This window comes from Mycobacterium persicum, assembly GCF_002086675.1.
Taxonomy (GTDB): domain Bacteria; phylum Actinomycetota; class Actinomycetes; order Mycobacteriales; family Mycobacteriaceae; genus Mycobacterium; species Mycobacterium persicum.
The window spans coordinates 1-25,752 of sequence record NZ_MVIF01000083.1 but is presented as its reverse complement, the minus strand read 5'-3'; the positions used below and the strand labels follow the sequence as shown (position 1 = coordinate 25,752).

At 65.3% G+C, this 25,752-nt stretch carries 25 protein-coding genes, 1 pseudogene and 1 CRISPR repeat array; of the genes and pseudogenes, 21 read left to right on the top strand and 5 right to left on the bottom strand.

Annotated elements, in window-relative coordinates:
* The 3 genes from BST40_RS21110 to aroQ all read left to right on the top strand — a co-directional run.
* The coding region (locus BST40_RS21110) for a shikimate kinase (protein ID WP_279629026.1) at positions 1 to 256 on the top strand (256 nt) is incomplete at its 5' end.
* The gene (gene aroB / locus BST40_RS21105; protein ID WP_083155404.1) at positions 253 to 1,341 is read left to right on the top strand and encodes a 3-dehydroquinate synthase; all 1,089 of its coding nucleotides are present in this window, start codon (positions 253 to 255) and stop codon (positions 1,339 to 1,341) included. The genes BST40_RS21110 and aroB, both read left to right, overlap by 4 nt.
* A complete protein-coding gene (gene aroQ / locus BST40_RS21100; RefSeq protein WP_075547220.1) occupies positions 1,338 to 1,778 on the top strand; it encodes a type II 3-dehydroquinate dehydratase in 441 nt (146 codons plus the stop codon). The genes aroB and aroQ overlap by 4 nt, the downstream gene beginning before the upstream one ends.
* Here the strand turns inward: aroQ and BST40_RS21095 are convergent.
* Positions 1,775 to 2,527 carry a B-4DMT family transporter gene (locus tag BST40_RS21095; protein ID WP_075547219.1) on the bottom strand — a complete coding sequence of 251 codons (753 nt, stop codon included), beginning with the start codon at positions 2,525 to 2,527 and terminating at the stop codon, positions 1,775 to 1,777. The two genes, aroQ and BST40_RS21095, sit on opposite strands and share 4 nt — an antisense overlap.
* 32 nt (positions 2,528 to 2,559) lie before the next feature.
* Between BST40_RS21095 and BST40_RS21090 the strand changes: the two genes are divergently transcribed.
* Genes BST40_RS21090 through BST40_RS21075 form a run of 4 tightly spaced genes read left to right on the top strand, consistent with a single transcriptional unit; the run spans position 2,560 to position 5,188 of the window.
* Complete coding sequence (locus BST40_RS21090) at positions 2,560 to 3,678, top strand: M24 family metallopeptidase (protein WP_075547218.1); 1,119 nt, start codon at positions 2,560 to 2,562, stop codon at positions 3,676 to 3,678.
* A 15-nt stretch (positions 3,679 to 3,693) separates the two neighbouring features.
* The gene (gene efp, locus BST40_RS21085; RefSeq protein ID WP_075547217.1) at positions 3,694 to 4,257 is read left to right on the top strand and encodes an elongation factor P; all 564 of its coding nucleotides are present in this window, start codon (positions 3,694 to 3,696) and stop codon (positions 4,255 to 4,257) included.
* Between the two features lie 2 nt (positions 4,258 to 4,259).
* Entirely contained in the window at positions 4,260 to 4,784 is a 525-nt protein-coding gene (gene nusB, locus BST40_RS21080; protein ID WP_083155401.1) for a transcription antitermination factor NusB, read from the top strand.
* Entirely contained in the window at positions 4,781 to 5,188 is a 408-nt protein-coding gene (locus BST40_RS21075) for an antitermination protein NusB (RefSeq protein WP_075547215.1), read from the top strand. The genes nusB and BST40_RS21075 overlap by 4 nt, the downstream gene beginning before the upstream one ends.
* 26 nt (positions 5,189 to 5,214) lie before the next feature.
* Here the strand turns inward: BST40_RS21075 and BST40_RS21070 are convergent, their stop codons facing one another.
* On the bottom strand, positions 5,215 to 6,690 hold the full coding sequence (locus tag BST40_RS21070; protein WP_075547214.1) for a dihydrolipoyl dehydrogenase family protein: 1,476 nt from the start codon (positions 6,688 to 6,690) through the stop codon (positions 5,215 to 5,217).
* Positions 6,691 to 6,776: 86 nt separating this feature from the next.
* Between BST40_RS21070 and BST40_RS21065 the strand changes: the two genes are divergently transcribed.
* The 5 genes and pseudogenes from BST40_RS21065 to BST40_RS21045 all read left to right on the top strand — a co-directional run bounded on the left by BST40_RS21065 (position 6,777) and on the right by BST40_RS21045 (position 13,099).
* Positions 6,777 to 8,312 carry a PucR family transcriptional regulator gene (locus BST40_RS21065; RefSeq protein WP_083155396.1) on the top strand — a complete coding sequence of 512 codons (1,536 nt, stop codon included), beginning with the start codon at positions 6,777 to 6,779 and terminating at the stop codon, positions 8,310 to 8,312.
* Between the two features lie 113 nt (positions 8,313 to 8,425).
* Complete coding sequence (locus BST40_RS30905) at positions 8,426 to 9,064, top strand: Rv1733c family protein (RefSeq protein WP_083155394.1); 639 nt, start codon at positions 8,426 to 8,428, stop codon at positions 9,062 to 9,064.
* A gap of 80 nt (positions 9,065 to 9,144) precedes the next feature.
* A complete protein-coding gene (locus tag BST40_RS31875) occupies positions 9,145 to 9,729 on the top strand; it encodes an FAD-dependent oxidoreductase (RefSeq protein WP_341865532.1) in 585 nt (194 codons plus the stop codon).
* Positions 9,618 to 9,984: pseudogene (locus BST40_RS21050) on the top strand (GreA/GreB family elongation factor); the annotation flags it as partial. The gene BST40_RS31875 and the pseudogene BST40_RS21050, both read left to right, overlap by 112 nt.
* Before the next feature lie 274 nt (positions 9,985 to 10,258).
* Complete coding sequence (locus BST40_RS21045) at positions 10,259 to 13,099, top strand: aminotransferase class I/II-fold pyridoxal phosphate-dependent enzyme (protein WP_083155387.1); 2,841 nt, start codon at positions 10,259 to 10,261, stop codon at positions 13,097 to 13,099.
* Positions 13,100 to 13,141: 42 nt separating this feature from the next.
* On the opposite strand, the gene BST40_RS21040 is transcribed toward BST40_RS21045, so the two are convergent.
* Positions 13,142 to 14,068 (bottom strand): alpha/beta fold hydrolase, encoded by a 927-nt coding sequence (locus tag BST40_RS21040; protein ID WP_083155383.1) that lies wholly within the window; start codon positions 14,066 to 14,068, stop codon positions 13,142 to 13,144.
* Between the two features lie 34 nt (positions 14,069 to 14,102).
* Positions 14,103 to 14,615, bottom strand: coding sequence for a winged helix-turn-helix transcriptional regulator (locus BST40_RS21035; RefSeq protein WP_083155380.1), 513 nt, complete (start codon positions 14,613 to 14,615; stop codon positions 14,103 to 14,105).
* A gap of 30 nt (positions 14,616 to 14,645) precedes the next feature.
* Here BST40_RS21035 and BST40_RS21030 point away from each other — a divergent pair, with 30 nt between their 5' ends.
* Positions 14,646 to 15,407 (top strand): enoyl-CoA hydratase/isomerase family protein, encoded by a 762-nt coding sequence (locus BST40_RS21030; RefSeq protein ID WP_075547208.1) that lies wholly within the window; start codon positions 14,646 to 14,648, stop codon positions 15,405 to 15,407.
* Here BST40_RS21030 and BST40_RS21025 read toward each other — a convergent pair.
* Complete coding sequence (locus BST40_RS21025) at positions 15,372 to 16,352, bottom strand: ERCC4 domain-containing protein (RefSeq protein ID WP_075547207.1); 981 nt, start codon at positions 16,350 to 16,352, stop codon at positions 15,372 to 15,374. The two genes, BST40_RS21030 and BST40_RS21025, sit on opposite strands and share 36 nt — an antisense overlap.
* 323 nt (positions 16,353 to 16,675) lie before the next feature.
* Between BST40_RS21025 and BST40_RS21015 the strand changes: the two genes are divergently transcribed.
* The 8 genes from BST40_RS21015 (at position 16,676) to cas2 (ending at position 24,604) form a co-directional block, all read left to right on the top strand.
* Positions 16,676 to 17,077, top strand: coding sequence for a PIN domain-containing protein (locus tag BST40_RS21015; RefSeq protein WP_217904022.1), 402 nt, complete (start codon positions 16,676 to 16,678; stop codon positions 17,075 to 17,077).
* 87 nt (positions 17,078 to 17,164) lie between these two features.
* Positions 17,165 to 19,390 carry a CRISPR-associated helicase/endonuclease Cas3 gene (locus BST40_RS21010; protein ID WP_082275412.1) on the top strand — a complete coding sequence of 742 codons (2,226 nt, stop codon included), beginning with the start codon at positions 17,165 to 17,167 and terminating at the stop codon, positions 19,388 to 19,390.
* Positions 19,387 to 20,025 (top strand): type I-C CRISPR-associated protein Cas5c, encoded by a 639-nt coding sequence (gene cas5c, locus BST40_RS21005; protein WP_089025250.1) that lies wholly within the window; start codon positions 19,387 to 19,389, stop codon positions 20,023 to 20,025. The genes BST40_RS21010 and cas5c overlap by 4 nt, the downstream gene beginning before the upstream one ends.
* Entirely contained in the window at positions 20,025 to 21,773 is a 1,749-nt protein-coding gene (cas8c, locus tag BST40_RS21000; RefSeq protein ID WP_158084024.1) for a type I-C CRISPR-associated protein Cas8c/Csd1, read from the top strand. The genes cas5c and cas8c overlap by 1 nt, the downstream gene beginning before the upstream one ends.
* Position 21,774: 1 nt before the next feature.
* On the top strand, positions 21,775 to 22,680 hold the full coding sequence (cas7c, locus tag BST40_RS20995; protein WP_083155371.1) for a type I-C CRISPR-associated protein Cas7/Csd2: 906 nt from the start codon (positions 21,775 to 21,777) through the stop codon (positions 22,678 to 22,680).
* A complete protein-coding gene (gene cas4, locus BST40_RS20990) occupies positions 22,673 to 23,287 on the top strand; it encodes a CRISPR-associated protein Cas4 (protein ID WP_082275410.1) in 615 nt (204 codons plus the stop codon). The genes cas7c and cas4 overlap by 8 nt, the downstream gene beginning before the upstream one ends.
* Complete coding sequence (gene cas1, locus BST40_RS20985; RefSeq protein WP_158084023.1) at positions 23,278 to 24,312, top strand: CRISPR-associated endonuclease Cas1; 1,035 nt, start codon at positions 23,278 to 23,280, stop codon at positions 24,310 to 24,312. Before cas4 ends, cas1 begins: the two co-directional genes overlap by 10 nt.
* Before the next feature lies 1 nt (position 24,313).
* Positions 24,314 to 24,604: a CRISPR-associated endonuclease Cas2 gene (gene cas2, locus BST40_RS33330; protein ID WP_082275408.1), complete on the top strand. Its 291-nt coding sequence runs from the start codon at positions 24,314 to 24,316 to the stop codon at positions 24,602 to 24,604.
* 130 nt (positions 24,605 to 24,734) lie between these two features.
* Positions 24,735 to 25,725: direct repeats of the CRISPR family, unit length 37 nt; unit sequence GCGGCGCCGGGCTTTGCTCGGCGCCGAGGATCGGAAC.
* Positions 25,726 to 25,752: the final 27 nt, after the last annotated feature.

Below are 25,752 nucleotides of genomic sequence, written 5' to 3'. Positions count from 1 at the left end.
CCACACCGTCGTCTACTTGGAGATCAGCGCGGCCGAAGGGGTGCGGCGCACCGGCGGCAACACCGTGCGGCCGCTGCTGGCCGGGCCCGACCGGGCCGAGCGGTACCGGGCCCTGATGGCCAAACGGGTTCCGCTGTACCGCCGCGTCGCCACCATCCGGGTGGACACCAACCGCCGCAACCCCGGGGCGGTGGTGCGCTACATCGTCTCGCGGCTGCACACGCCCAGTCAGACACCTACTCAGGCGGCAACATGACCGAAACCGGCACGTCCGCGACGGTGCATGTTGCCGTCGACCCGCCCTACCCGGTGGTGATCGGCACCGGCGTTCTCACGCAAGTGGACGAGTTGCTGGCCGGCCGGCACAGGGTCGCCATCCTGCATCAACCCGTGCTGGCCGACACCGCCGAGGCCATCCGCAACCGCCTGGCCGACAAGGGCATCGACGCACACCGTATCGAAATACCCGACGCCGAGGCCGGCAAGGACCTGCCGGTCGTCGGATTCATCTGGGAAGTGTTGGGCCGCATCGGACTCGGCCGCAAAGACGCTCTGGTCAGCCTCGGCGGGGGAGCCGCCACCGACGTCGCCGGCTTCGCGGCGGCCACCTGGTTGCGTGGCGTGTCGATCGTGCACGTGCCCACCACGCTTTTGGGCATGGTGGACGCGGCCGTCGGCGGCAAGACGGGCATCAACACCGATGCGGGCAAAAACCTGGTCGGGGCGTTTCACCAGCCGCTTGCCGTGCTCGCCGACCTGGCGACGCTGCAGACCTTACCGCACAACGAAATCGCCTGCGGGATGGCCGAAGTCGTCAAGGCCGGGTTCATCGCGGACCCGGTGATCCTGGACCTCATCGAAGCCGACCCGGAGGCTGCCCTGAACCCGAAGGGCGAGGTGCTGCCGGAGCTGATCCGCCGGGCGGTCCTCGTCAAGGCCGAGGTCGTCGCGGTCGACGAGAAGGAATCCGAGCTGCGCGAAATCCTCAACTACGGCCACACGTTGGGCCACGCGATCGAGCGGCGGGAGCGCTACCGGTGGCGGCACGGCGCCGCGGTGTCGGTCGGGTTGGTGTTCGCGGCCGAGCTCGCCAGGCTTGCCGGACGGCTGGATGAGGCCACCGCGCAACGCCATCGCACGATCTTGTCGTCGCTGGGGCTGCCGGTCAGCTACGACCCGGACGCGCTGCCGCAGTTGCTGGAGATCATGTCCGGCGACAAGAAAACGCGGGCCGGTGTGCTTCGGTTCGTGGTCCTGGACGGACTGGCCAGGCCGGGGCGGTTGGTGGCGCCGGACCCGGGACTGCTGGTGAGCGCCTATGCGGGAGTCTGTGCCACATGAGTGTGACGGTGAACGTGATCAACGGTCCGAACCTGGGCCGGCTGGGCCAGCGCGAGCCCGCCGTCTACGGCAGCACCACCCACGCTGAGCTGGCCGCTCTGATCGAACGGGAAGCCGCCGAACTCGGACTCAAAGCCGTTGTGCGACAAAGCGATAGCGAATCTCAACTATTGGAATGGATCCATCGGGCCGCCGACGCCGCGGAACCGGTGATTCTCAATGCCGGCGGCCTGACGCACACCTCGGTGGCATTACGCGACGCCTGCGCGGAATTGAGCGCACCCCTGATCGAGGTGCATATCTCCAATGTCCATGCCCGCGAGGAGTTCCGGCGGCACTCCTTCCTCAGCCCGGTCGCCACCGGTGTGATCGTCGGCCTCGGTGTCCAGGGCTACCTGCTCGCCCTGCGCTACCTGGCGAACACCGCCGAGCGCTAGTCCGGTTTGGGCTTGTGAACGGGGTTGGTCTGGTCGTCGTCGAGACGGATCGCCTCGGTGTGTGCTTCAGAGTCGCTGGTGGGGATCGTCTCGGTGGGCGCCTCGGACTCGCCGGTCCGGATCACCTCGGTCGGTGACTCGTGCTCTGCGGTGGCGATCGTCTCGGTGGGTGCTTCGCGTTCGACGGTGGCAACGGCGGTGGGGGCGGTGGCCTGCGCCTGCGCCCCTGGGGCCTGGATCTCTCCGGTCGGTGTCTCGTCGGCGCGCACCGCGGAGAATACGTCGGTATCGCCACGACCCCTGGATCCGTCGTGCGCGGGGGGTGGGGGCGCGTTGCGGTCGATACGCCAGCGGGCGACGGCCACCCCGGTGATCGCGAACAGGAACACGATGAGCGCGGTGAAGGCCGCAAACGTCGTCAGCTCGTTGATCAGACCGCCGGCGTAGACGCCGTTGTAGAAAACGGCGATGAGCCAGGTCACCGCGCCGCTGAGCACTCCGGCGGCCAGGCCGGCCAGCAGCCAGGTCATGGCCAGGTCTTGGCGGCGGTCGGGGTCCGGATTGGCTTTGGCGTCGGCGTTTCCGTCGACGAGCCCCCACACCACGACGGCGATGATGTACAACGCGAGAAGCACCATGCTGATCAATCCGGCCTGAGTCTGCCAGGCGTTGATCAGCGCCCCCTGAAAGAGACGTAGAACGACCATCGCGGCGGCGAACACCAGTCCGCGCAGCATCCAGTTAGTCATGGGAGTTCAGCGTAGCTGTACCGTCAACGGTCGTGACACATTCCCAGCGTCGACACAACCTGAAAGCCAAAATCGTTGCCGCCGGACTGGATGCGTTGCTGGTCACCGACCTGATAAATGTCCGATATCTATCCGGTTTCAGCGGCTCCAACGGCGCGTTGCTGGTGTTCGCCGACGAACGCGAAGCGGTGTTGGCCACCGACGGCAGGTACCGGACTCAGGCTGCCCAGCAGGCCCCCGACCTCGAGGTGGTCATCGAGCGGGCGCTCGGCCGTCAGCTGAGCTGCCGGGCGGCCGAATGCGGCGTCGGCAGGCTGGGTTTCGAGAGCCATGTGGTCACGGTGGACGGTTTGGATGCCCTGACGGCCGGTCTGCAGGACACCAATACCGAGCTGGTCCGGGCTTCCGGGACGGTGGAGACGCTGCGGGAGGTCAAGGATGCCGGTGAGCTGGCATTGCTGCGGCTGGCCTGCGAAGCGGCCGACGCCGCGCTGACCGACCTGGTGCGGCGCGGCGGTCTGCGCCCGGGACGCACCGAGCGGGAGGTAGCCCGCGACCTGGAAGCGCTGATGTTCGATCACGGCGCCGACGCGGTGTCGTTCGAGACGATCGTGGCGGCCGGACCGAATTCGGCCATCCCGCACCACCGCCCCACCGACGCGGTGCTGGCCACGGGTGATTTCGTCAAGATCGACTTCGGCGCGCTGGTCGCCGGCTATCACTCCGACATGACCCGCACTTTCGTGCTGGGCAAGGCGGCCGACTGGCAGCTGGAGCTCTACCAGCTGGTCTCCCAGGCGCAGCGGGCCGGTCGCGAGGCGTTGCGCCCGGGTGCCGAGCTGCGTGAGGTCGACGCCGCCGCGCGCCAGTTGATCACCGACGCGGGTTACGGCGACAATTTCGGCCACGGTCTGGGACACGGCGTTGGCCTGCAGATACACGAAGCGCCGGGCATCGGGGCGACATCCGCCGGTACACTACTTGCGGGCTCCGTGGTGACCGTGGAGCCCGGCGTCTATCTACCCGGCCGCGGCGGTGTCCGCATCGAGGACACATTGGTAGTGCCCTCCAAGACGCCAGGCGCCTCAGAAACCGCCGGACAGACCCCGGAATTGTTGACCCGGTTCCCCAAGGAACTGGCCATTTTGTAGGAGATTTAGCAGACCGTGGCGACCACCGCTGACTTCAAGAACGGACTTGTCCTGGCGATCGATGGGCAGCTGTGGCAGATCGTCGAGTTTCAGCACGTCAAGCCGGGCAAGGGGCCGGCGTTCGTGCGCACCAAGCTGAAGAACGTGCTGTCGGGCAAGGTCGTCGACAAGACCTACAACGCCGGGGTGAAGGTGGAAACCGCCACCGTGGACCGCCGCGACACCACCTACCTGTACCGCGACGGCGCGGACTTCGTGTTCATGGACAGTCAGGACTATGAGCAGCACCCGCTGCCGGAGTCGCTGGTCGGCGACGCCGCGCGGTTTCTGCTGGAGGGCATGCCGGTGCAGGTGGCCTTCCACAACGGGGCACCGCTGTACATTGAGCTGCCGGTGACCGTCGAGCTCGAGGTCACCCACACCGAGCCGGGCCTGCAGGGTGACCGGTCCAGCGCCGGCACCAAGCCGGCCACGCTGGAGACCGGCGCCCAGATCCAGGTGCCGCTGTTCATCAACACCGGTGACAAGCTGAAGGTCGATTCGCGCGACGGCAGCTACCTGGGCAGGGTCAACGCCTGAGCATGCCCGACGCAAAACCGGGAAAGCCGGTGAAAGGACGCCATCAGGCCCGCAAGCGCGCGGTGGACCTGTTGTTCGAGGCCGAGGCGCGTGGCATGAGCCCGCTCGAGGTGGTCGAGTCCCGCACCGCACTGGCGGCAGCCAAGCCGGAAGTCGCGCCGTTGCATCCCTACACGGCAGCGGTGGCGCGCGGCGTCAGTGAGGATGCCGCCCACATCGACGACCTGATCGCCGCGCATCTGCAGGGCTGGACGCTGGATCGGCTGCCTGCGGTGGATCGCGCCATCCTGCGGGTCTCGGTGTGGGAATTGCTGCATGCCGACGACGTCCCCGAACCGGTAGCCGTCGACGAGGCCGTCGAGCTGGCCAAGGAACTGTCCACCGACGAGTCGCCCGGCTTCGTCAACGGAGTGCTGGGGCAAGTCATGCTGGTGACGCCGCAGATCCGCGCGGCCGCTCACGCGGTCCGCCAGGCGGTGCCTGGAGATGCGGAACGCCTGCCGGAAAACCAAGGATCGTGTTCATGAGCAGACTCGAATTGCGCGTCGTGATCGCCGCCTGGATGGCCGCGGCGGTGGTGCTGGGCGCGGTGATCTGCGCTGCCTACGGCTGGGCCATTGTCGCCTCGGCGCTGTCGATCTATGCGCTGGGCGTCGGCGCTTGGCTGTATCACAGCATCGAGCGCCTGATCCTGGCCCGCCGGATCAGCACGGTCCGCTCGGCGGCCAAGCCGCTGCAGCCGCTGCTGCCGGTGATGGCGGCCATCATGGGCCTGACCCAGGCCGTGGTGCGATCTCTGGGCGACGTCACCGACCTGCCCGCGCGTCGCTGGGAATTTCCGCAATTCCCACAGCTTCCGATGCTGCGCTGGGTCGACAGCACGTTGGGCAACCGGCGGATCATCGACAGCGACGACGAGCTGGACCGCTGACCCGCCCCGGTTTGTCGGCGCGGCTCTCAAACGACCACGAAAAACGAATCGCGGTAGGCCTCAAGAAGTCTCAGCCATAATTCGCTGACGGTCGGGAAGCATGGTACGGCGTGCCACAACCGGTCGATGGGCACCTGGCCGGCGACGGCGATGGTGGCCGAGTGCAGTAGCTCGGTGACACCCGGGCCGACCATGGTCACACCGAGCAGGTGGCCGCGATCGACGTCGACCACCATCCGCGCCCGGCCCGTGTACCCGTCGGCATACAGCTTGGCTCCCATGACGACGTCCCCGATTTCGACGTCGATGGCCTTGACTCGATGCCCGGCCTGCACCGCCCGTTCCTCCGTGAGCCCGACCGCGGCGACTTCGGGGTCGGTAAAGAGGGCCTGCGGCACGGCGTGATGGTCTGCGGTGGTCGCATGAACGCCCCATGGCGCGGTGTCCAACGGCGTGCCCGCGGCACGGGCGCCGATGGCCGCGCCGGCAATGCGCGCTTGGTATTTGCCCTGATGGGTCAGCAGCGCACGGTGATTGACATCGCCGGCCGCGTAGAGCCAACCATCGTCGACGGCGTGCACGCAGCAGGTGTCGTCGACATCGAGCCAGCTGCCGGGGGTTAATCCGACTGTTTCCAAGCCGATATGGTCGGTGAGGGGCTTTCGGCCGGTGGCAAACAGTATTTCGTCCACCTCCAGCTCGGTGCCGTCGGTCAACGCGAGCGCCAGCGGGCAGTAGGGGTATGCCCGGCTGAGTTCGCGGACTGTCACACCGGTGCGCACGTCCACACCAGCCGCTGCCAGACCGCGGCCGACAAGCTCTCCCACAAATGGCTCCATCCGCGGCAGCAGCCGCGAGCCTCTGGCCAGCAAGGTCACCTTTGAGCCCAATCCTTGCCAGGCCGTTGCCATTTCGACGCCCACGCCGCCGGCCCCGACAACGGCGAGCCGGTTCGGGACATCGCTACTGTCGTTGGCTTCGCGGTTGGTCCAGGGTCGAGCTTCGACCAGGCCGGGCAAGTCGGGAATCGCCGTCCGGCTTCCGGTGCAGATGACAACCGCGTGCCGGACGGCCAGCGCCACCTCCCTGCCGCTGGGGGTGGTGACCACAACTCGTCGCGGACCGTCCAACCGTCCATGTCCACGGACCAGCGTCGCTCCGATACCGGCCACCCAGTCGATCTGGCTGGTGTCGTCCCAGTCGTTCACATAGCGGTCGCGGCGGCCGAAGACACCGGCCGGGTCGATCGAACCGGTGACCGCCTCGCGCGCCCCCTCGACCCGGCGCGCGTCAGAGACCGCGCGGACCGGACGCAGCAGCGACTTGCTGGGCACGCAGGCCCAATATGAACACTCGCCGCCGACGAGCTCACGTTCGACCACTGCGACGTCCAGGCCGGCCGCCCGAGCGCGGTCCGCGACATTCTGGCCCACCGGCCCCGCCCCGAGTACCACTACGTCGAATGTCTGGTCGCATGTCTGTTCCTGTTGGTCGGCCGCCATGGCCGAAATCCTATGTGCAGGCCATTTTCGGGATCCGCTCGATTCCGAATTACGCTGAGTGAACAGTCCGAATTTAGGGGCGGCTCGTGATCACGTTGGACCGCTTGGTGAACGTCTTGGGTGGTTACGGGGTCCGGCTGCGGTGGTCGTCATTGCCCAGGTCGACGGAATTGCGCAGTGTGGTGATCCACGAGGCAGCCGCGACCCGTCCGGTAGTCGGCGATGTGTTGCTGGCGATCGGCGCGAGCTCCGTCGGGGAAGCGGTTCAGTGGGCGGCGTCGGCCCGGGCTGTGGTGGTGTTGACCCGTGACGGCGAACGGCCCATGACGTTGGAGGGTGACCTCGAGGCGGGAGCGGTCATGGTGCTCGACGAGTCGCTGTCCTGGAGCGAGGTCGCCGCGGTCGTCTACGGGTTGGTGTTGGAGGGCCGCGAAACAGCGTCCGGTCGTGGTCCCACGGATCTGTTCGCGCTGGCCGACAGCCTGGCCGAGGCTACCGGTGGAGCGGTGACCATCGAAGATCGGCTGTTGCGGGTACTGGCGTACTCGCGGCTGCAGCAAGGCGCCGACCCCGCGCGGGTCGCCACCATCCTGGGGCGCCAGACGCCGGAGCAGCTGCGCGTGCTCCTGGACCAGCACGGAGTTTTGGCTCACCTGGCCACGTCCGGGGATCCGCTCTACGTTGCCGCAGACAGCGAACATGGCCTGACCGGGCGCATGGTGGTGGCCGTGCGCTCCGGACGCGAAGTCCTGGGGTCGGTATGGGTGGCGTGTTCGGCTCCGTTGAGCGGCGCCGAGCGCGCCGCATTGACCGACGGCGCGCATACCGTGGCCTTGCATCTGCTGCGGTCGCGGGCCAGCGCCGACTTGGAGCGCCAGGTCGAATCCGAACTGGTGATTCAACTGCTGGAGGGCACCATTGACGCCGCCACTGTCGCCAGCAGGTTGGGATTGCCGCGCGGTCCGCTGCGGGTTGTTGCGTTGCGGGCGTTCGTCGGCGCCGACCGTGATGCCGCGCTGCTGTTGGCTTTCGAGCGGGCCACCACGGGGTTCGGTTGGTCTCGGCCGGGACGCAGCGCGTTGGCGGGCAACACCGTCTATACCGTGCTGCCCGGCGATCAGCCGGCAACCGCGCGGCGCTGGGTCAGCGGTGTCCGGGCGGCCCTGCCCGAGGGGATGCGGGTGTGGGCCGGCATCAGCGGACCGGCCGAGGTGGCCGATCTCGTCGCGGCGCGCCAGGAGGCCGACGAGTGTCTGGCGCTGCACCAGCTGTCCCCGGACAGCGCCGCCTCACCGGCATACGACCACTCCTGGGATGACATCCTGCTGCAACGGCTGCGCACCGCGGCCAGGTCCGGGCGGTTGCCGGACCGCGGGCCGGTGGCCGAGCTGCGCCGCCACGACCGAGCTAACGCCACCGAGTACGTGCCCACGCTGCGGGCCTGGCTGGAGGAGCAGGGCGACCCGGCACGGGCCGGTGAGCGTCTGGGCGTGCACGAGAACACCGTGCGTTACCGACTGCGGAAGATGGCCGAGATCACCACGTTGTCGCTGGACGACGCCAAGAAGCGGTTGGCCATGACGATCGAGCTGGCGGCCACCGATCCTGACCAGCCCCTGTAGCAACCCGACAACGCGCGCCGGCCTGGTTGTCGAACTTCGGCAAACAGTGCGGCGCCTGTCGACGCCACCCTGGAGTTGTCACCCTCCGACAAACCCGTCGATAGGAATGTCCGATGACCACCCCATGTTCCGACCGGCGCCGACTCGCCGGCCGTGCATCAGGCGCCGACGCCTCGATGGACACCTACATCCTGCGCCGGCCGCACCCGCTTGTGGCGTGGGCCCGTCGCATGCCTACCGGCCGCGGATTCCAGGTGCTGCTTGCGATTTGGGTCGCGGTGGTGGTGCTGGGCGGCCTGCCGATCGCGGTGGCCGTGGGCACCGAAGAGCACGAATCCCGTAGCCGCTTCTACGCCCAGCAGGCGCAAACCCGTCAGTCGGTCACCGCGGTGGTCACCAGCGACAAGGCGGACGATCAGGAGCTTGCCGATCCGCAGACGGTCAGCGTGCCGGCCCGCTGGGTTGCCGGGGGAGTCGAGCACGCAGGTCCGGTGGATGCGCCGCGGGGCGTGAAAGCCGGTGATTCCGTTGACATCTGGGTAGATGAGAACGGTTACCACGTCGGCCTGCCAGTCAGGACCGCGCTGGACGATGCGGTGGCGGCCGGATTGTCGGCGTGGCTGAGCATGGCCGCCGTGACAGCGGTGTTGCTGGCCGGCGTCTGGGTGGTTGCCGACCGCGCACCCGCCGGCCGGCCGCAGCCGTCGGCAAGGAGCTGTCGCCGTATCGGTCCGAAGGCCGCGCTTCGTTGAGGCGTGTTGTCGCAGAACCGCAATGGCTCCTCGGGGGATTGACCGGCTACGCCAAGCGCCGCGGCGCCCGTTCCGCCAGCATGGGAAATACCAAGCAGGAGTTCAGTTCATGGAGGTGTGTGATGGCCGGCGTCGAGCGGATTGACACCGCGGTATTCGACTCGACCGCAGCGGCACAACGATTCCGGGAAGACCTGCAGGAGCTCGGAAAAGCCGGCCAGACAACGGATATCACCGTATTGACGGGTGCGGCACTGCGGGAGCAAGTGCCGTTGGCGTCCCGGGCGGTCCGGGTCGGGCTCAGCGTCAACGGACAGCGTTTCATCGACCCGGCCCGCTTCGTGGCGGCTCTGGGTCGCGCGGTGCTGAACCGCGGGGCGACGCTGCGCACGCTGGAAGTAGCCGAAATTGTCAACGCAGCCAACGGTATTGCGGTGCGCGGGCGCCGCCGCGCACCGTTGATGACCGAGGCCGCCGTGATCGCCACCGGCGCACAGTTGCGCAACTGGCCGGCCCCCGGCTGGGCGTACCGGTGCGGGCCGGTCCCCCTGACGTGCACCGAGCGTGGCAAACCCGGATTCGCCAGATTCACGACCTGTCGGTCAGGGCCGACGTCGGCGAGGACCCGCCCGACGACGGGATCGCCGAACCAGGCATGGTTTTGACGGTCCGCTACCACGACACCGGCGACACCGGCGACACCGGCGACAACCGGCGACACCGAAACATTCCTGCTGGGCGCCCGCGGCGCCGAGCACGACGACGTGGAGGTCTACTCGCCCCGCTCCCCGCTGGGCGCCGCGGTCACCGGTGCGCTCCCCGGTGAGCAACGCAGCTTCACCCTGCCCGGTGGCGCCACCTTGACGGTCACGCTCGTGAGCGCTGTACCATACGGTGTCCACATGGCCGGGGCCACCTGAAGCAAACAGTAGACGGCTCAAGTGGTTACGAGACGTCGGCGGACTGTTCGCGCCGTGGGGATTGACGCGGCCACCGGAGCCGGTTCGCGAGCCGCCACGGCGGGCAATGCCCTCCCGCCGGCGGCGTCTTCGGCGTAACCTCGCGGCATGCGTTGCCGCAGTCGGACACCGTCGAACTGCCGGTGTGTTGGTACCGGCCACTATGTCCGTCCCGCGCGCGATAATGACAAGTTGCACCGAATGGCGCTACCGCACCACAAGAACAGGTGACGACATGTACCGAGACAGCTCCCGCCCGCGACGACTTCGCGTCTCGGCGTTGGCGGCAGTGGCCAACCCGTCGTACGCACGCATCGACACATGGAACCTGCTCGACGACGCGTGCCGCCACCTGGCCGAGGTGGACCTCGCCGGGTTGGACATCACCCACGACATGGCGAAGGTCAAGCGGCTGATGGACCGCATCGGCGCCTACGAGCGGTACTGGCTGTATCCGGGCGCGGACAATTTGGCGACCTTCCGCGCCCATCTCGAGAGCAAGTCCACCGTGCGGCTCACCGAAGAGGTATCGCTGGCCGTCCGCCTGCTCAGTGAGTACGGCGACCGGACAGCGTTGTTCGACATCTCGGCGCCGCTGGCCGATCAGGAACTGGTGGCCCAGGCCAAACAGCAGCAGTTCTACACGGTGTTGCTGGCCGACGACGCGCCCCCCACGGCTCCGGAGAGCCTCGTCGAGTGTCTGCGGGAGCTGCGCAACCCCGCCGACGACGTCCAGTTCGAGATCCTGGTGGCCCCCAGCGTCGAGGACGCCATCACCGCGGTTGCGCTCAACGGCGAGATCCAGGCCGCGATCATCCGCCACGACCTGCCGCTGCGGTCCCGGGACCGGTTACCGCTGATGAACACGCTGCTGGGGCCTAACGACGCCGAGGGCGCGGTAGTGATTCCCGATCGCCCGCATGACTGGATCGAATGTGGTGAATGGATCAGGGAGCTGCGGCCCCACATCGACCTCTACCTGCTCACCGACGAGTCCATCGCGGCGGGCGATGGCGACGAGCCCGACGTCTACGACCGGACCTTCTACCGGCTCAACGACGTCACCGACCTGCACAGCACGGTGCTTGCCGGGCTCCGGAATCGGTTCGCGACACCGTTTTTCGACGCGCTGCGCGCCTACGCCGCCGCGCCCGTCGGACAATTCCACGCGCTGCCCGTCGCGCGCGGCGCCAGCATCTTCAACTCCAAGTCGCTGCAGGATATGGGTGAGTTCTACGGCCGCAACATCTTCATGGCCGAGACCTCGACCACCTCAGGCGGCCTGGACTCGTTGCTGGACCCGCACGGCAACATCAAGAAGGCGATGGACAAGGCCGCGGTCACCTGGAACGCCAACCACACCTACTTCGTCACCAACGGAACGTCGACGGCCAACAAGATCGTCGTCCAATCGCTGACCCGGCCCGGCGACATCGTGCTGATCGATCGAAACTGCCACAAGTCGCATCACTACGGGCTGGTGCTGGCCGGCGCGTACCCGCTGTACCTGGACGCCTATCCGTTGCCGCAGTTCGCCATCTACGGAGCGGTGTCGCTGCGCACCATCAAGAAGGCGCTGCTGGACCTGGAAGCGGCCGGGCAGCTGCACAAGGTGCGCATGCTGCTGCTGACCAACTGCACCTTCGACGGTGTCGTCTACAACCCGCGGCGGGTGATGGAGGAGGTGCTGGCGATCAAGCCGGACATCTGCTTCCTCTGGGACGAGGCGTGGTACGCGTTTGCCACCGCCGTGCCGTGGGCCCGGCAACGGACCGCGATGGTGGCCGCCGAGCACCTCGAGGACATGTTGGCCTCGGAGGAATACGCCAAGGAATACCGGCAATGGTCGGCGTCGATGGAAGGGGTCGACCGGTCGCAGTGGCTGGATCGCCGGTTGCTGCCCGACCCTGCTCGCGCGCGGGTAAGGGTGTATGCGACGCATTCCACCCACAAGTCGTTGTCGGCGCTGCGGCAGGCGTCGATGATCCACGTCCGCGATCAGGACTTCAACGCACTGGCCCGGGACGCGTTCGGTGAGGCGTTCTTGACCCACACCTCGACGTCGCCGAACCAGCAGCTGCTGGCCTCGCTGGATCTGGCGCGCCGGCAGGTGGACATCGAGGGTTTCCAGTTGGTCCGGCAGGTCTACGACATGGCGCTGGTCTTTCGGCACCGGGTCCGCAAAGACCGGCTGATCAGCAAGTGGTTCCGCATCCTCGACGAGTCCGACCTGGTTCCGGAGGAATTCCGGGCCTCCTCGGTCAGCTCCTACCGCCAGGTCCGGCAAGGGGCGCTGGCCGAATGGAACGAGGCGTGGCGGTCTGATCAGTTCGTGTTGGACGCGACGCGGGTCACCCTGTTCATCGGTGCGACCGGGATGAACGGGTACGACTTCCGCGAGAAGATCCTGATGGAGCGGTTCGGTATTCAGATCAACAAGACGTCGATCAACAGTGTGCTGCTGATCTTCACCATCGGCGTGACGTGGTCGAGTGTGCACTATCTGCTCGACGTGCTGCGCCGGATAGCCATCGACTTCGACCGGACCCAGAAGGCGGCCAGCGCCGCCGACTGGGCGCTGCACCAGCGCCGGGTCGAGGAGGTCACCCAGGATCTGCCGCACCTACCCGACTTCAGCGAGTTCGACGTGGCCTTCCGCCCCGACGACAACAGTGTCTACGGCGACACCCGAGCCGCCTTCTACGCCGGCTACGAAGAGTCCGACCGGGAATACGTGCAGATCGGCATGGCCGGGCGGCGGCTTGCTGAAGGACGGACGCTGGTGTCGACGACGTTCGTGGTGCCCTATCCGCCAGGATTCCCGGTGCTGGTGCCGGGGCAGGTGGTGTCCAAGGAGATCGTTTACTTCCTGGCCCAGCTCGACGTCAAAGAAATTCACGGTTATAACCACGAACTCGGGTTGTCGGTGTTCACCGACGCTGCGCTGAAGCGGATGGAGGCGGCGCGCAACGCGTTTGCCTCGGCCGAAGCCGCACTGCCGTCGTTCGAGGTGCCGCCGGACGCGTCGGCTTTGAACGGCGACGGCGTCGTGGGGGCCATCGCCGAGGAAGCGTGAGACCCGGCGGTAGGCGGGCGCGCAGGTCGCTGCGGGTCGGCGCTAGCCCGACCGCGGTTCGGCGACAACCGGGTGTGCGGCGAGGAAGTTTTCGATCGCGGCGACCAGCCGGTCGGGCTGCTCTTCGGGAATGAAGGTGCGGCTGTCGGCGATCAGGTCAAATCGGCCCTGCGGCAACAGCTTTGCCAGCCGTTGTCCATGCTGGCGCGGGAAGATCTCGTCGTCGCTGGCCCACAACACCAGCGCGGGTTTGTCGAAGCCGGCGAGTCGAGCCGCGGCTTCGAAGGTGTATCTCGTGTCGACCGATCGGAGCATGCGCCGGAAATCACGCCTGACGCCGGGGTTGGCGCGCACCGGGCCGGTGAAGGAGCGCATGATGTCGCTGGGCATCGCCCGTGACGTGACAAACCCGTACGCGGTCGGAAGTCGCTGAATTGGCTTGAACCGCACGGTGTATGCCACGATCCAGGTGAGCAGCCGCGAGCGTGACGTCAGCTTCAGGTACTTCTGTGGCGTGGGTGGGAACTTCTCGAACGCGTCGCACGAGGTGAGTATCAGGCGGGCGATTCGCTGGGGGTGGCTGCTCACCAGCGCTTGTGCGACGGCACCACCGGTGTCGTTGGCGACGATCGTGACGTCGTCGAGGTCCAGGGCGTCCAGGAAGTCGGCGGTGATTCGCGCCATGCCGGGCAAGGACAGGTCGGCATCGGGTTTCAGCGGGATCGAATGGGAGCCCCACGGCAGGTCGGGGGTGATGCAGCGGTGGCTGGCTGCCAGCCGTGGCGCCACGTGGCGCCACAGGTCGCCGTTGACGCCTACGCCGTGGACGAACACCATCGGTGAGCCGCTACCGCGGTCGCGGTAGTTGATCGTGCCCGCCGGGACGTCGACGCGGTGCGCCCGGCCGAGCTGTGGACTGATCGACATGAGCTTCTCCGGGCGGTGGTCGTTGTTCTCCAATACTTGCATGGTGCAAGCTAAAGGGCAACCCGCGGCGCAGGATTCAATCTGGTGCCGGACGAGCCCCCCACGCCGCCAGTTGCGGCGGCGTCAGGGTGGTCGGCCGGCCGTCCGGTCCGACCGCGCCGGGCGCCGGCACCACCCGCAGATCGCGCAGGGTGATGGGATCTCCGCAGTGCTCGCACCGCAGCCCGCCGCCGGCCGGCTGATCGCAGCCGGTGTGCAGGATCGCCACCTCGGGCCCCGCGGGTCCCTGCTCGTAGCGGTCAGCCCAGGCCATCAGCGTCAACACCACCGGAAACAGGTCGCGGCCCTTCTGGGTCAGGTGGTAGGAACCGCGTGGCCCCGTCCGCTCCAGCACGCCGCGCTCCACCAATTTCTGCAGCCGGGCACTCAAGATGTTGGTTGCCAGCCCGAGACTGCGCAGGAACTCGTCGTAGCGGGTCAATCCGTGGAAGGCGTCGCGGATGATCAGCAGCGTCCAGCGCTCGCCGAGGATCGCGAGCGCCCGAGCGAGCGCGCAATCTTGACCCTGGTAGTCACTCCCAAGTGGCATGATGCAAGTTTAGATACCTGTGGAGGAGCGATGACCCGGCACATTGTCACCCAGCTAGCCGACGACGGCGTCGCGACGCTGACCCTGAGCCGTCCAGAGCGGCGTAACGCGTTGTCGATCGAGCTTCGCAACGAGATCACCGAACAGCTCGATGGCTGGGCGACGGATCCGGCGATCCGTGCGGTAGTGCTCACCGGCGCGGGATCGACCTTTTGCGCTGGCTTCGACCTCGACGAGTTCGCGAAAGCCGACCTTGCGGCGCGCATCCGGGACAGCTCGCGTCGTTACCACCTGGCGGTGTGGCACTTCCCCAAGCCGCTGGTGGCCGCCGTCAACGGGCCGGCGGTGGCCGGCGGCATGGACCTCTGTGTGTTGTGTGACTTTCGGATCGCTTCGGCCAGTGCGGTATTCGGACATCCCGAGATCAAATTCGGTGCACCGCCGTTGTTTACGCCGCTTCAGTGGATCGTTGGCATGGGCATCGCACGCGACCTGTGTCTCACCGGACGACGCATCGATGCCCATGAGGCATTGCGCATCGGCCTCGTCAACCGCATCAGCGAACCGGCCCGCGTGCTGGACGACGCTTTGGCTATGGCACGCACCATCATCGAAGCGCCCCAGGCCGCGCTCGAATGCACAAAGCGGTACCTGACCAGCAGCCCCAGCGCGACGTTCGAGCAGGCCTTCGCCGTCGAGCACGACGCTGTTTTCGACGAGTTCTTGCACGGTGCGGTGGGCCCGAGAACCACGGGATCAGCCGCGAAGTCCGATGCTGGTGGCGGCGACTGACCCTTCATGAGCCTGCCGCCACGCCCGCAGAATCTCCGGGCGCAGCCGCCCACGGTCTGACACCGGCAGACCCACGGCTATCGCCCACGCGCGCAGTTCGGCACTGCTCGGCTCGGGATTGGCCGGGGCCGGCTCGAAAACCGTTGCGGCGCCGGCGTCGTCGATGAACCAGGCCAGAGCGGCGGCAAGATAGCGGTAGGTGTATTCCTGGGCGAGCTTGCGGGTTTGGCAGAACACCATCGGCACCGTCGGGAAGCTGATCTGTAACTCGGCGAGTCCGTCGGCGACCGCGGCCGGGCGGGCATAGCTCAGCGCAAAGATCTCCGAATACCGCTCCTCGATCACCACCGCGGCCCGGGGCAGCGCCGCCAGCTCGGTGAGCTGATATTTCAGCGTGCCATCGAGCACGCCAGAGGTGAAGTCCGACAGCGCTTTACGCTCGACCGCTGCGACGAGCTGCCCGGCGACCTTGAGTCCGTAGTCGCCGCAGGCAAGGGCTTCGCGTGTCGTCCGCGCGGGCTTGTCGGTAAACGTGTAGGGATAGCGTTCGTGGGAATCGACGATGATGTCGAGTTCTTCGATACCGGCGGCGCGGGCCGCGGGGGTGCGCACGCCCGGGCGGGACTGTTTGCGGGTCTTGGGGCTTTGCCAGAACACCACCTCGCGGCCGCGAGCCATCGTGTGCACCAGTTGGGATCGGTTCTCCCGCGAGCGGGCAGCGACGACGTCGATGGCCGCGCCGCGGCGACTGCAGCTGCGCAGCTCGACCCGGTCGACGATGACGGCGTCGTCGGGCCAGGCGATGTCGAGCCGATGGCAATACAGCGCCTTGGTGCGCGGCCACACATCCGACGTGGCGAAGACCAGGCCCGCTCCCACCGGCACCCGGATCAGGTACGGAAGTCGGGAACCGGTGTCGGGATTGGCAGCGACGAGCAGCTCCACAGGTTATGAGGGTACGGGTGGCTCGGGGGCGGGTATCGCGGGGAGGTATCCCTACCTTTATTGGTTAGGTAAGCGCGATGGACGCTGCGGCCACGATGACGTCGAAAGGGCGGGTGACGGTTCTCCAAGCGGTGGGTGATGCGCTCGGCCCTGAAGCCGGGCGATCAGGTCGTCTTCCGGCTTGAGGGCCGTCGAGCGGTGGTTGCCCGCGCACCGGACTTTCTCGCCCTGGCCGGCACGATCCGCGTACCCGCGGCAAAGCGCAATGTTGCCTGGGATGCGGTGATCCGCCGCACCAGGACGAAACGGGCGGCGGGTCGACGTTGAGCGCGTTCGTCGACGCGAACGTCGTGGTCCGACACTTGACTGGCGACCCGCCAGGCATAGCGGCACGCGCGACTGCCTACCTGGCGACCAAACCGGGCTTACTCCTGACCGACCTGGTGGTCGCGGAAACGGTGGACGTGGTGGAGTCGTTCTATGAACCGCCGCGTGACCAGATTGCTCAGGCGATACGGTCGCTCGTCGGCAACGGCTCGATACTCAGCGTGGACTCGGCCCTGTTGCGGCGCGCGATCGAGGTCTACGAGAGCGAGCGCATCGACGTCGCGCAGGCCTACCTCGTCGCGCGCGCTGAGAGCACCGGTGTCGGCAAGGTCGCGTCCTTCGAGCGGTCTATCGACCGGAGCACCACGATCGAGCGGATCGAGCCGCCAGCGGTGTGATCGAACGTTCTCCGCGCCGTCACCTGGTGAAACCCGGCCCAGGCGAATCCGGCACGACTTGTCACACCCTTGCCTTACGCTGCGGCCATGGCTCAAACGATCCCAACCATGGGCGGGCCAGCCGAGCACGGTCACACGCCACCTGTGCTCGCGGCACACTCGCGCAATGACAGCGGCCTGTGGCATTCGTTGGCCGACCATCTGGTGGGAACCGGGCGACGGGCTGGCGCATTCGGCGAGGCATTCGGCTCGGCTGATGCCTGCCGATTGGTGGGGGAGCTGCACGATCTTGGCAAAGCTGATCCTGCGTGGCAGCGGTACCTTGCTGCGGCCGATGCCGGGAACAAACTGTCGACGGTCGATCACAAGCACGCGGGCGCATTCCTCTGCACCACTTGGGGACTAGGAACATTCGCGCCCGTAATCGTCGGTCATCACGGTGGGATACCGGACGCGACCGATGTGGGCTCGAGAATGGGTAATGAGCCGACTGTGGGCCAGCAAGCCGCGATCGACCACGTCGAGACGCTCGGCCTGACACGTCCCGAGGCGCAGGCGCTAATACCGCCGCAGTTCCGTCCCGGATCCCGGGCTGATGCGGTTGGCATGCGGCGGATGGAGTTCTGGCTTCGCATGGTGTTCTCTGCGTTGGTGGATGCCGACAGGCTCGACACCGAGGAGCACTTTCGGGGGGGCCGGTGGGAATTCCCACAGCCACTCGGGCTCAGCGCTCTCGACGATCGCTGCGAGGCCAGGCGCAAACTCACGCTGGCGGAACGTCAACACGACCCGGTGACCCCGGCGCGAACCGCGATGTTCGGCGAGGTGACGTCGAAGGCTTCTGCCCCCCCGGGATGGTTCGAGCTCACAGCACCGACGGGTTCGGGCAAGACGATTGCAGCGCTGGCGTTCGCTCTGCGGCATGCGAACGTCAACCGACTTCGCCGTGTGGTGACCGCCGTTCCCTTCGTCTCGGTGACCGAGCAGGTAGCAAACGTCTACCGCACACTGCTTGACGATGGGCCTGGTGCGCCCGTGGTCCTTGAACATCACACCGGAGTGTTCGCACGGGGTGAGTCGCAATCCGGCACCGGCCTCTGGTCTCGCCTCGCGGCTGAGAATTGGGACGCAACCGTCATCGTGACGACGACAGTCCAGTTGTTGGAGTCGCTGTTCGGCAACAATCCCAGTCGGACTCGGAAACTGCATCGCTTGGCGCGATCCGTCATCGTCTTGGACGAGGTGCAGTCGTTGCCGTGGCGATTGCTTGACCCAACGCTCGATGTCCTCAGAGAACTCGTCAGGTTGTACGGATGCTCGGTTATCCTCACAACGGCAACACAGCCGCCGTTCCACAAGATTGGCAGTGCCGAGGGAGTCGAGCGCCGAGCCTTGCTCGACGTCGCAAATCGGAACAAAGTCTTCGACCGCACCGACGCGCACGTTGTCCCAGATCGGCTCTCATGGGACGACTTTGCGTCACGAGTTGCCGCGGAGAGCGACGGACACCGCGGGCAATGTCTTGTCGTCCTTAACACCATCGCGGATGCCCGGGAGGTCTGTGGCCGCTTAGTTGGGCGGGCTGGGCTGGCCCACCTTTCGAGTCGGTTATGCCCGAAACATCGGGTCGACGTGCTCGACGCGGTCCTGGCGCGACTTCGAGAAGGTAGGCCGTGCACGTTGGTGTCGACGCAGGTTGTCGAAGCAGGCATCGATGTCGACTTCCCGGTTGCCATCCGGGCGTATGGGCCGTTGCCTGCCGTTGTGCAGGTCGCAGGGCGGGTTAATCGGCATGGGCTCGCGGACCGGGGCGAGCTGGTTCTCATCGATCCGGTCGACGGCCATGTTCCGCCTGACGAATACAAGATCGGCACGCAAATCACCCGCGACCTTCTGCGTTCGGGGGCCGACCCATTCGCACCCGAGACGCTGGAAACGTACTACGACCGGCTGATTCATGCCACGCGTGACAAGCTGGACAGACTGGAAATTCAACGCGAGCGCGAGTCGCTGAATTTTACAAAGGTAGCCGAGAGCTACCGCGTGATCGCTCAGGAAACTACCCCTGTGCTCGTACCCTATGGAGATTTCGATCCGACGGCGATCATGTTACCGGACGATCCACCATCGCGGCGCCATTTTCTGAGGCAGCACCAGCCGTTCACAGTATCGCTTCGCGACCGAGAGCTGAACCGCTGCAAAGAAACCGGGCTCGTGGAAGAACGCGAAGCTGGCGTGTTGGTCTGGCATGGCCCGTATGACAGTGTCTTTGGGCTTTCGGTCGATAAGGAAATGGAGGCTTTGATCTGGTGAACCGTCATCCGTTTGAAGTCGCGGTACGTGTATGGGGTCCGTTTGCCTGCTTCACGCGGCCCGAGTACGCCACGGAACGAGTGTCCTACCCAGTAATGACACCACCCGCTGCGGTAGGTGTGCTCTCATCGATTTTCTGGAAGCCAGAGTTCGACTGGATTGTAACCAGGATCTGGGTGCTCGCCGAGCCGAAATGGGTTTCGATGACCCGCAACGAGGTGAAGAAGCGCGCAAGCCGCGACGGCAGAATCGATGTGCTGGAAGACCGGACACAACGGCACAACCTTTTCCTCAGAGACGTCGACTATGTCATCTTCGCGAGGCCATCCCTTCGGGCCCACACATCAGACCCAGTTGCCAAGTACCGTGACCAGTTCCGTCGACGGGTTGAGCGTGGTGCCTTCTTTTCGCCGCCATATCTCGGGTTACGTGAGTACGCCGCATCGTTTGCTCCTGCGGATCTGACTATAACGCGACCACTTTCGGGCCTGACCATTCCAATCGGCCCGATGAGCCTCGACTTGGGCTATCACGGCGATGACGGAAGTCTAACCAAGCCAGAGTTCTTCAATGCGACCGTTACCGATGGGGTGCTTGATGAAATTCCGGTTCCACTGCGGCTGAAGGATCGATGATGCTCCTGCGAAGCCTTGATGATCTTTACGGTCGGCTTGTAGCTGAGGATCGATTGCCTCCAATCGGCTATCAGCGCAAGCGAGTTCGATTCATCGTCGATCTTGACAGCGCGGGGCGGTGCTTGGGCATCACCGACACCGGTCCGGATGAAACGGTGCGAGTTGTTCCAGAGCTGGGCCGAACGAGTGGCATCCGCGCATTGTTGGCATGCGACAATGGCCAATACGTCCTTGGCCTGCCGAAGAACGATAGCGAGAGGGCAAAGAGCAACGCGCAGAAGGCTCGTGTCGCATTCATCGATCGGCTCGATGAAGCAGCGAAAGCGCTACGGAACCAAGACAGCTCAGTAGCGTACGTGTTTGATGCGATTGCTCGTTTTGTCTCTGACCGCGACCGCGCGATTGGTGAGTTTCTCAGTCGGGGTCTCAGATTTGAGGCCGACTCCAGAGGCGAGAGAAAGGAAGCGAGCGCCCTTATCAGCTTCAGAGTCAACGGCGTTGATCCGAACGAGTTGGCCACGGTCCGTAATTGGTGGGCGGAAATCACGAGCGGCGACCTCAGCGGCGGCACCGAGGGCGTATGCCAGGTTTCGAACACCTACTCAGCCTTGGTGAGGAAAACGCCGGATGTCTTCGTAAAGCGTGGAACGGCGCAAAAGCTGATTTCAGCAAACTTTCGTTCCGCATTGCGCTACAACGCCGAGCAGTCCAGTGGGTCTCAGATCTCCGTTCCCGTGGCGATCCGCAGCCACCAGGCACTCAACTGGTTGTTGGCGGATGACCATCACCACAGGCGAATTGGCGAGTTGACATTCGTATGGTGGCTGGCCGCCGACGTGGCATTCGATCCGTTCAACATCATCGCCGCGCCGCATGAAGACGATGTCGCGGCTCTGCTCGGCAGACCCTGGACCGGCCGGCCTGGACTCGCGCCATCGGATAGTTTTCGCCTACTTGGGCTGTCGTTGACCGAGGGTCGTGTTGTTGTCCGCTTTGACCATGTCAGCACGCTCGCCGAGATCGAGAGGCGCACACAACGCTGGCTTGACCTCATCGCCCGACCTGGGCGAGACGGACACACATGGTGGCCCGCGATCTGGCATCTTGCCGAGGCTGCTGTTCCGCCCGGCGAAGGTAGTGCGCGAAAGGCGCGTAAGGACCGGGTTGTTGAAGCGCTCGTCCGCGCAGCAGTGGCCGGGACGCCACTGCCGCGCTCCGTGTTGGCGGCGCTAATTGACCGTTGCAGGGCCGTACCAGCCCCTCGCAACGGCGACAACATCGACTGGACTGCGGTCGGCGGCCGCCTCGCATGTCTGAATCTCTACGTGAACCTGAAGGAGGATCGAATGGGCGAACCCAACACGGCTGCGGTGCTTTGCGGCCGAATGCTTGCACAGCTCGAAGCTGCGCAGCACGCCGCACTCGGCTACGACATTAACCGCACGATCGTCGACCGCTACTATGCCAGCGCCTCGACGACGCCGAAAAGAGTCTTCGCAGGTCTCTTCAAAACCGCCAATCTCCATCTGGCGAAGGCCGGTCGATCGGACCGCGGCAAGGGCGCCCAGATCGCAATCTCCCGCCGGTTAGCGGACCTGGTCGCATTGCTGATCGAGGCGGGGGGCTGGCCTGTCACACTCAGGCTGGAGGAACAAGCCGACTTCGCGCTCGGCTATTGGGACGAACGACAAGCGCGCTTCCATCGCGCGCAGGCAGATACCGATGAAACAACCGCTAAGGAGGAGTGATATGACAAAGCCCGCTCATCTCGATATCGGGAGGCGACACGATTTCCTGATGCTATATGACGTCACCGGCGGCAACCCAAACGGAGACCCGGACAATGGGAATGCGCCGCGCAGTGATCCCGAAACCGGCTACGCCTGGGTCAGCGATGTGGCGGTAAAGCGCAAAGTCCGATCATTCATTGGGGATGCTTATGTAGGCCGCGAGGGCTTCGAAATCTATGTCGGCGAGGCAGTTGCCCTCAATCAGCGGCACCGCGTCGCATCGGAAGCTCTTGGCATGAAGCCGAATAACAAGCGCCCTGCGGCCGAACAACAGAAAGTTGGTGCTGAACTTGCCCGGCGCTATTACGATGTCCGCGCCTTCGGCGCTGTAATGTCGACAGGCGACCATCCTGCGGGTCAGCTTCGCGGCCCGATTCAGATTACCGGTATCAGCAGAAGCGTCGAACCCGTTCAGCCATCTGAATTGACGATTACCCGGGTCGCGGTGACAAAGGAATCGGATTTGGAGAAGCTTGCTACCGGCGAGAAGGGCGGCAAGGATCGTGAGATGGGCTCGAAACACATCGTGCCGTACGCGCTTTTCCGCGTACAAGGGTTCGTAACTCCCTCGCTTGCTGACAAGACGGGTTTCGGCGAGGAAGACCTCGAAGTCTTCTGGGATGCGCTGCAGCGCATGTGGTCACTCGATCGGTCGTCGTCGCGGGGTATGACGGGTTGCCGGGGAATCCACATCTTCAGCCATGAAGACCGCTACGGGCGATGCCATCCCGACCGGCTGTTCGGTCGTATATCAATCACACGCAAGGTGGAAGGCCCCGCACGTCAGTTCAGCGACTACAAAGTCGATGTGGACGTGGACGGTCTCGATTCACTTGGCGTCACCCATACACTGATCGGTGATTGACGGCGACTGGGTGCTGCTATCTGAAATCGAGCATTGGGTCTACTGTCCGCGTCAGTGGGCCATTATCCATCACGAGCAGCACTTCACCGACAACGATGACACGACCCGTGGCCATCTTGAGCATCAACGTGTCGACACCGTTGGCCATGAGAGCCGCCACGGCGTCCAGGTTTACTGGGCCGTGGCGGTTGCGTCACATGTTCACCATTTGCGTGGCCGTTGTGACCGCATCGTAGTGGAGGGCAAGCGAGCTATTCCGATCGAGCACAAGTCGGGAAGGCGGTCACATCACGCGGCGGCGATACAGCTTGTGGGACAGGCGATCTGCTTGGAGGAGATGCTCGCGATACCAATAATGTATGGACGGATCTACCTGGCCGCGACCAACACATTTTGCGATGTCGATACCTCCAGCGAGGAGCTGAGAACCGCCGTACACCGCGCGGCGGCTGAGATCCGCGACGCACGTTGCGAACAGAAGTCGCTTCCTCGACCGGCGAATGATGCTCGGTGCCCGGCATGTTCGCTGAATGCGTGGTGCATGCCGAGGTTGGTTGGCGATTCACACCGTCAGCGTGGTCTTCACGGAGCGACCTGGTGGCCCTGATCGCCGACAAGCGCCGCAGTCTCTATCTCACCACGGTGGGGACGTTTGTCGCGCTCGACCACGACTCGTTCGAGGTACGTCGGCCCGACCAGCCGACGGTGCGGGCACCAGTGCGCAGCATCGAGTCAATTGTCTGCTTCGGAAATATCACGTTGTCTACAGCGGTGATGGCCAGGTGTGCTGAAGACGGAATTGACGTTTCGTGGTTGACGAGCGGTGGTCGATTCCGGTTCGGATTATGTGCGCCCACTCATGGAAATGTCCTACTGCGAATGGAGCAGTGGCGTGCTGCAGTGGATACCGACCGATCCGTCGACATCGCGCGGACCATCGTTGCGGCTAAACTGCTCAACTCCCGTGTTGTGTTGCTTGACGCGGCAAAGGATCGGTCATCGCATAGCAAGGCGCTTCGTGAGGCTGGTGACGAACTCGCTATATTTGCCGAAAGGGCAAGATTTGCAGGCGATCTCGATTCGCTTCGAGGGATTGAGGGCATCGGAGCTAAACGATACTTCGCGGAATGGTCCAGTCTCCTTTCACCCGAAGGCTTCACGTTCCCGGGTAGAGTACGGCACCCGCCACTGGACCCTGTCAACGCGCTCTTGTCCTTTGGTTATGCATTGCTTCGGACTCAGTGTGTGGCCGCAGCTGAGCATGTAGGGCTCGACCCACAGGTTGGTTACCTTCACCCAGTCCGGCCCGGACGGCCATCGCTTGCGCTCGACCTGATGGAGGAACTGCGGGCCCCGTTCGTTGATCGTTTGGTTCGGACCCTCATCAACCGCCGGCAGTTGAGCACGAAGTCCTTCAGCGTTGATCCCACTGGTGCATGGCGGCTGAGGGACGACAGTCGTACAACATTTCTTGCTGCCTTCGACTCTCATCTACGGACGGCAATTCCGCATCGCGTGGTCGACCAGGACGTTGAACGGCGGAAAGTGCCGGGACTTCAGGCGCTTCTTCTGGCACGGCACCTTCGCGGCGATCTGACGCATTATTTCCCATATAGAACGACAGGGCGGTGAGATGGAGATACTAGTGGCCTATGACATCAGCACGGCGTCACCTGACGGGGAGCGTCGTCTTCGCGGGATAGCGAAGGTTTGCGAGGGGTACGGTCAGCGTGTCCAAAAGTCAGTTTTCGAATGTCAGCTGGAAATGCGCGAAGTCCGCCTGCTGATAAATGACGTTGAGAAGGTTATCGACCCGAAATCCGATCGGGTAGCCGTCTATAGACTGCGTGAGCCGTACCGTCGCTACGTGGTGACCCTTGGCCGTGGGCCAGAGGTCGACTGGCGGCACCCAGTCATTTTGTGAAGGGGCGGACCCGGGTTAGACGTGCGACCCGTAGTAGATCCGCCCGAGGATTCGGGCTCCCAAAGCGCAGAACGGTTTGTTGATAAGTTGATGATTGTCGCGGTCGCCGAAAAATAGCTGTTCGCGAAGGGCGGCGCCGGGCTTTGCTCGGCGCCGAGGATCGGAACGTTGACTCCTCGTCAATCTCGCCGTCGCTTCCGAAGCGGCGCCGGGCTTTGCTCGGCGCCGAGGATCGGAACCGCAGGCCGGGGTCCTCGTGGTGCAGGGGCCAGCCCCGGCGGCGCCGGGCTTTGCTCGGCGCCGAGGATCGGAACAGCGGTGAGACACGCGACGGCTGGAATGTAGCCGAGGCGGCGCCGGGCTTTGCTCGGCGCCGAGGATCGGAACCGGCCCCCCGGCCAGTCCTCCCCGTGTGTGCGTTGCGGCGGCGCCGGGCTTTGCTCGGCGCCGAGGATCGGAACTTTAGATGGCGCTTGGCCGGTGGGTTAGAGTAGACAGCGGCGCCGGGCTTTGCTCGGCGCCGAGGATCGGAACATATCGTTTTTCCGCGATGTGGTCGGCCTCGAATGCGGCGCCGGGCTTTGCTCGGCGCCGAGGATCGGAACTTTCATTTTGCGGCTCCGTTCTGGGCGGCGAGAAACGCGGCGGCGCCGGGCTTTGCTCGGCGCCGAGGATCGGAACGGAGACCAGGCGAATCTCTCGTGCCGATACTGCGGTGGCGGCGCCGGGCTTTGCTCGGCGCCGAGGATCGGAACGATGCCCGCACCGGGCATGCGTGCGCGACAGGTCAAGCGGCGCCGGGCTTTGCTCGGCGCCGAGGATCGGAACGCCTGGCAAACCCGCCTCGATGATCTGATCGACCGCTGCGGCGCCGGGCTTTGCTCGGCGCCGAGGATCGGAACGCGGTGAATAGCATCGGCCAGCGACGAGGTTATCCCGGCGGCGCCGGGCTTTGCTCGGCGCCGAGGATCGGAACCTCATTGAGCAGCGCGACCTAGACCGATGGGTCGCCGCGGCGCCGGGCTTTGCTCGGCGCCGAGGATCGGAACATTAATGCGTTTTTTAATGGCCGTGGCTATACCTCGCGGCGCCGGGCTTTGCTCGGCGCCGAGGATCGGAACCAGATACCCAACTATCCGGTCCACCAT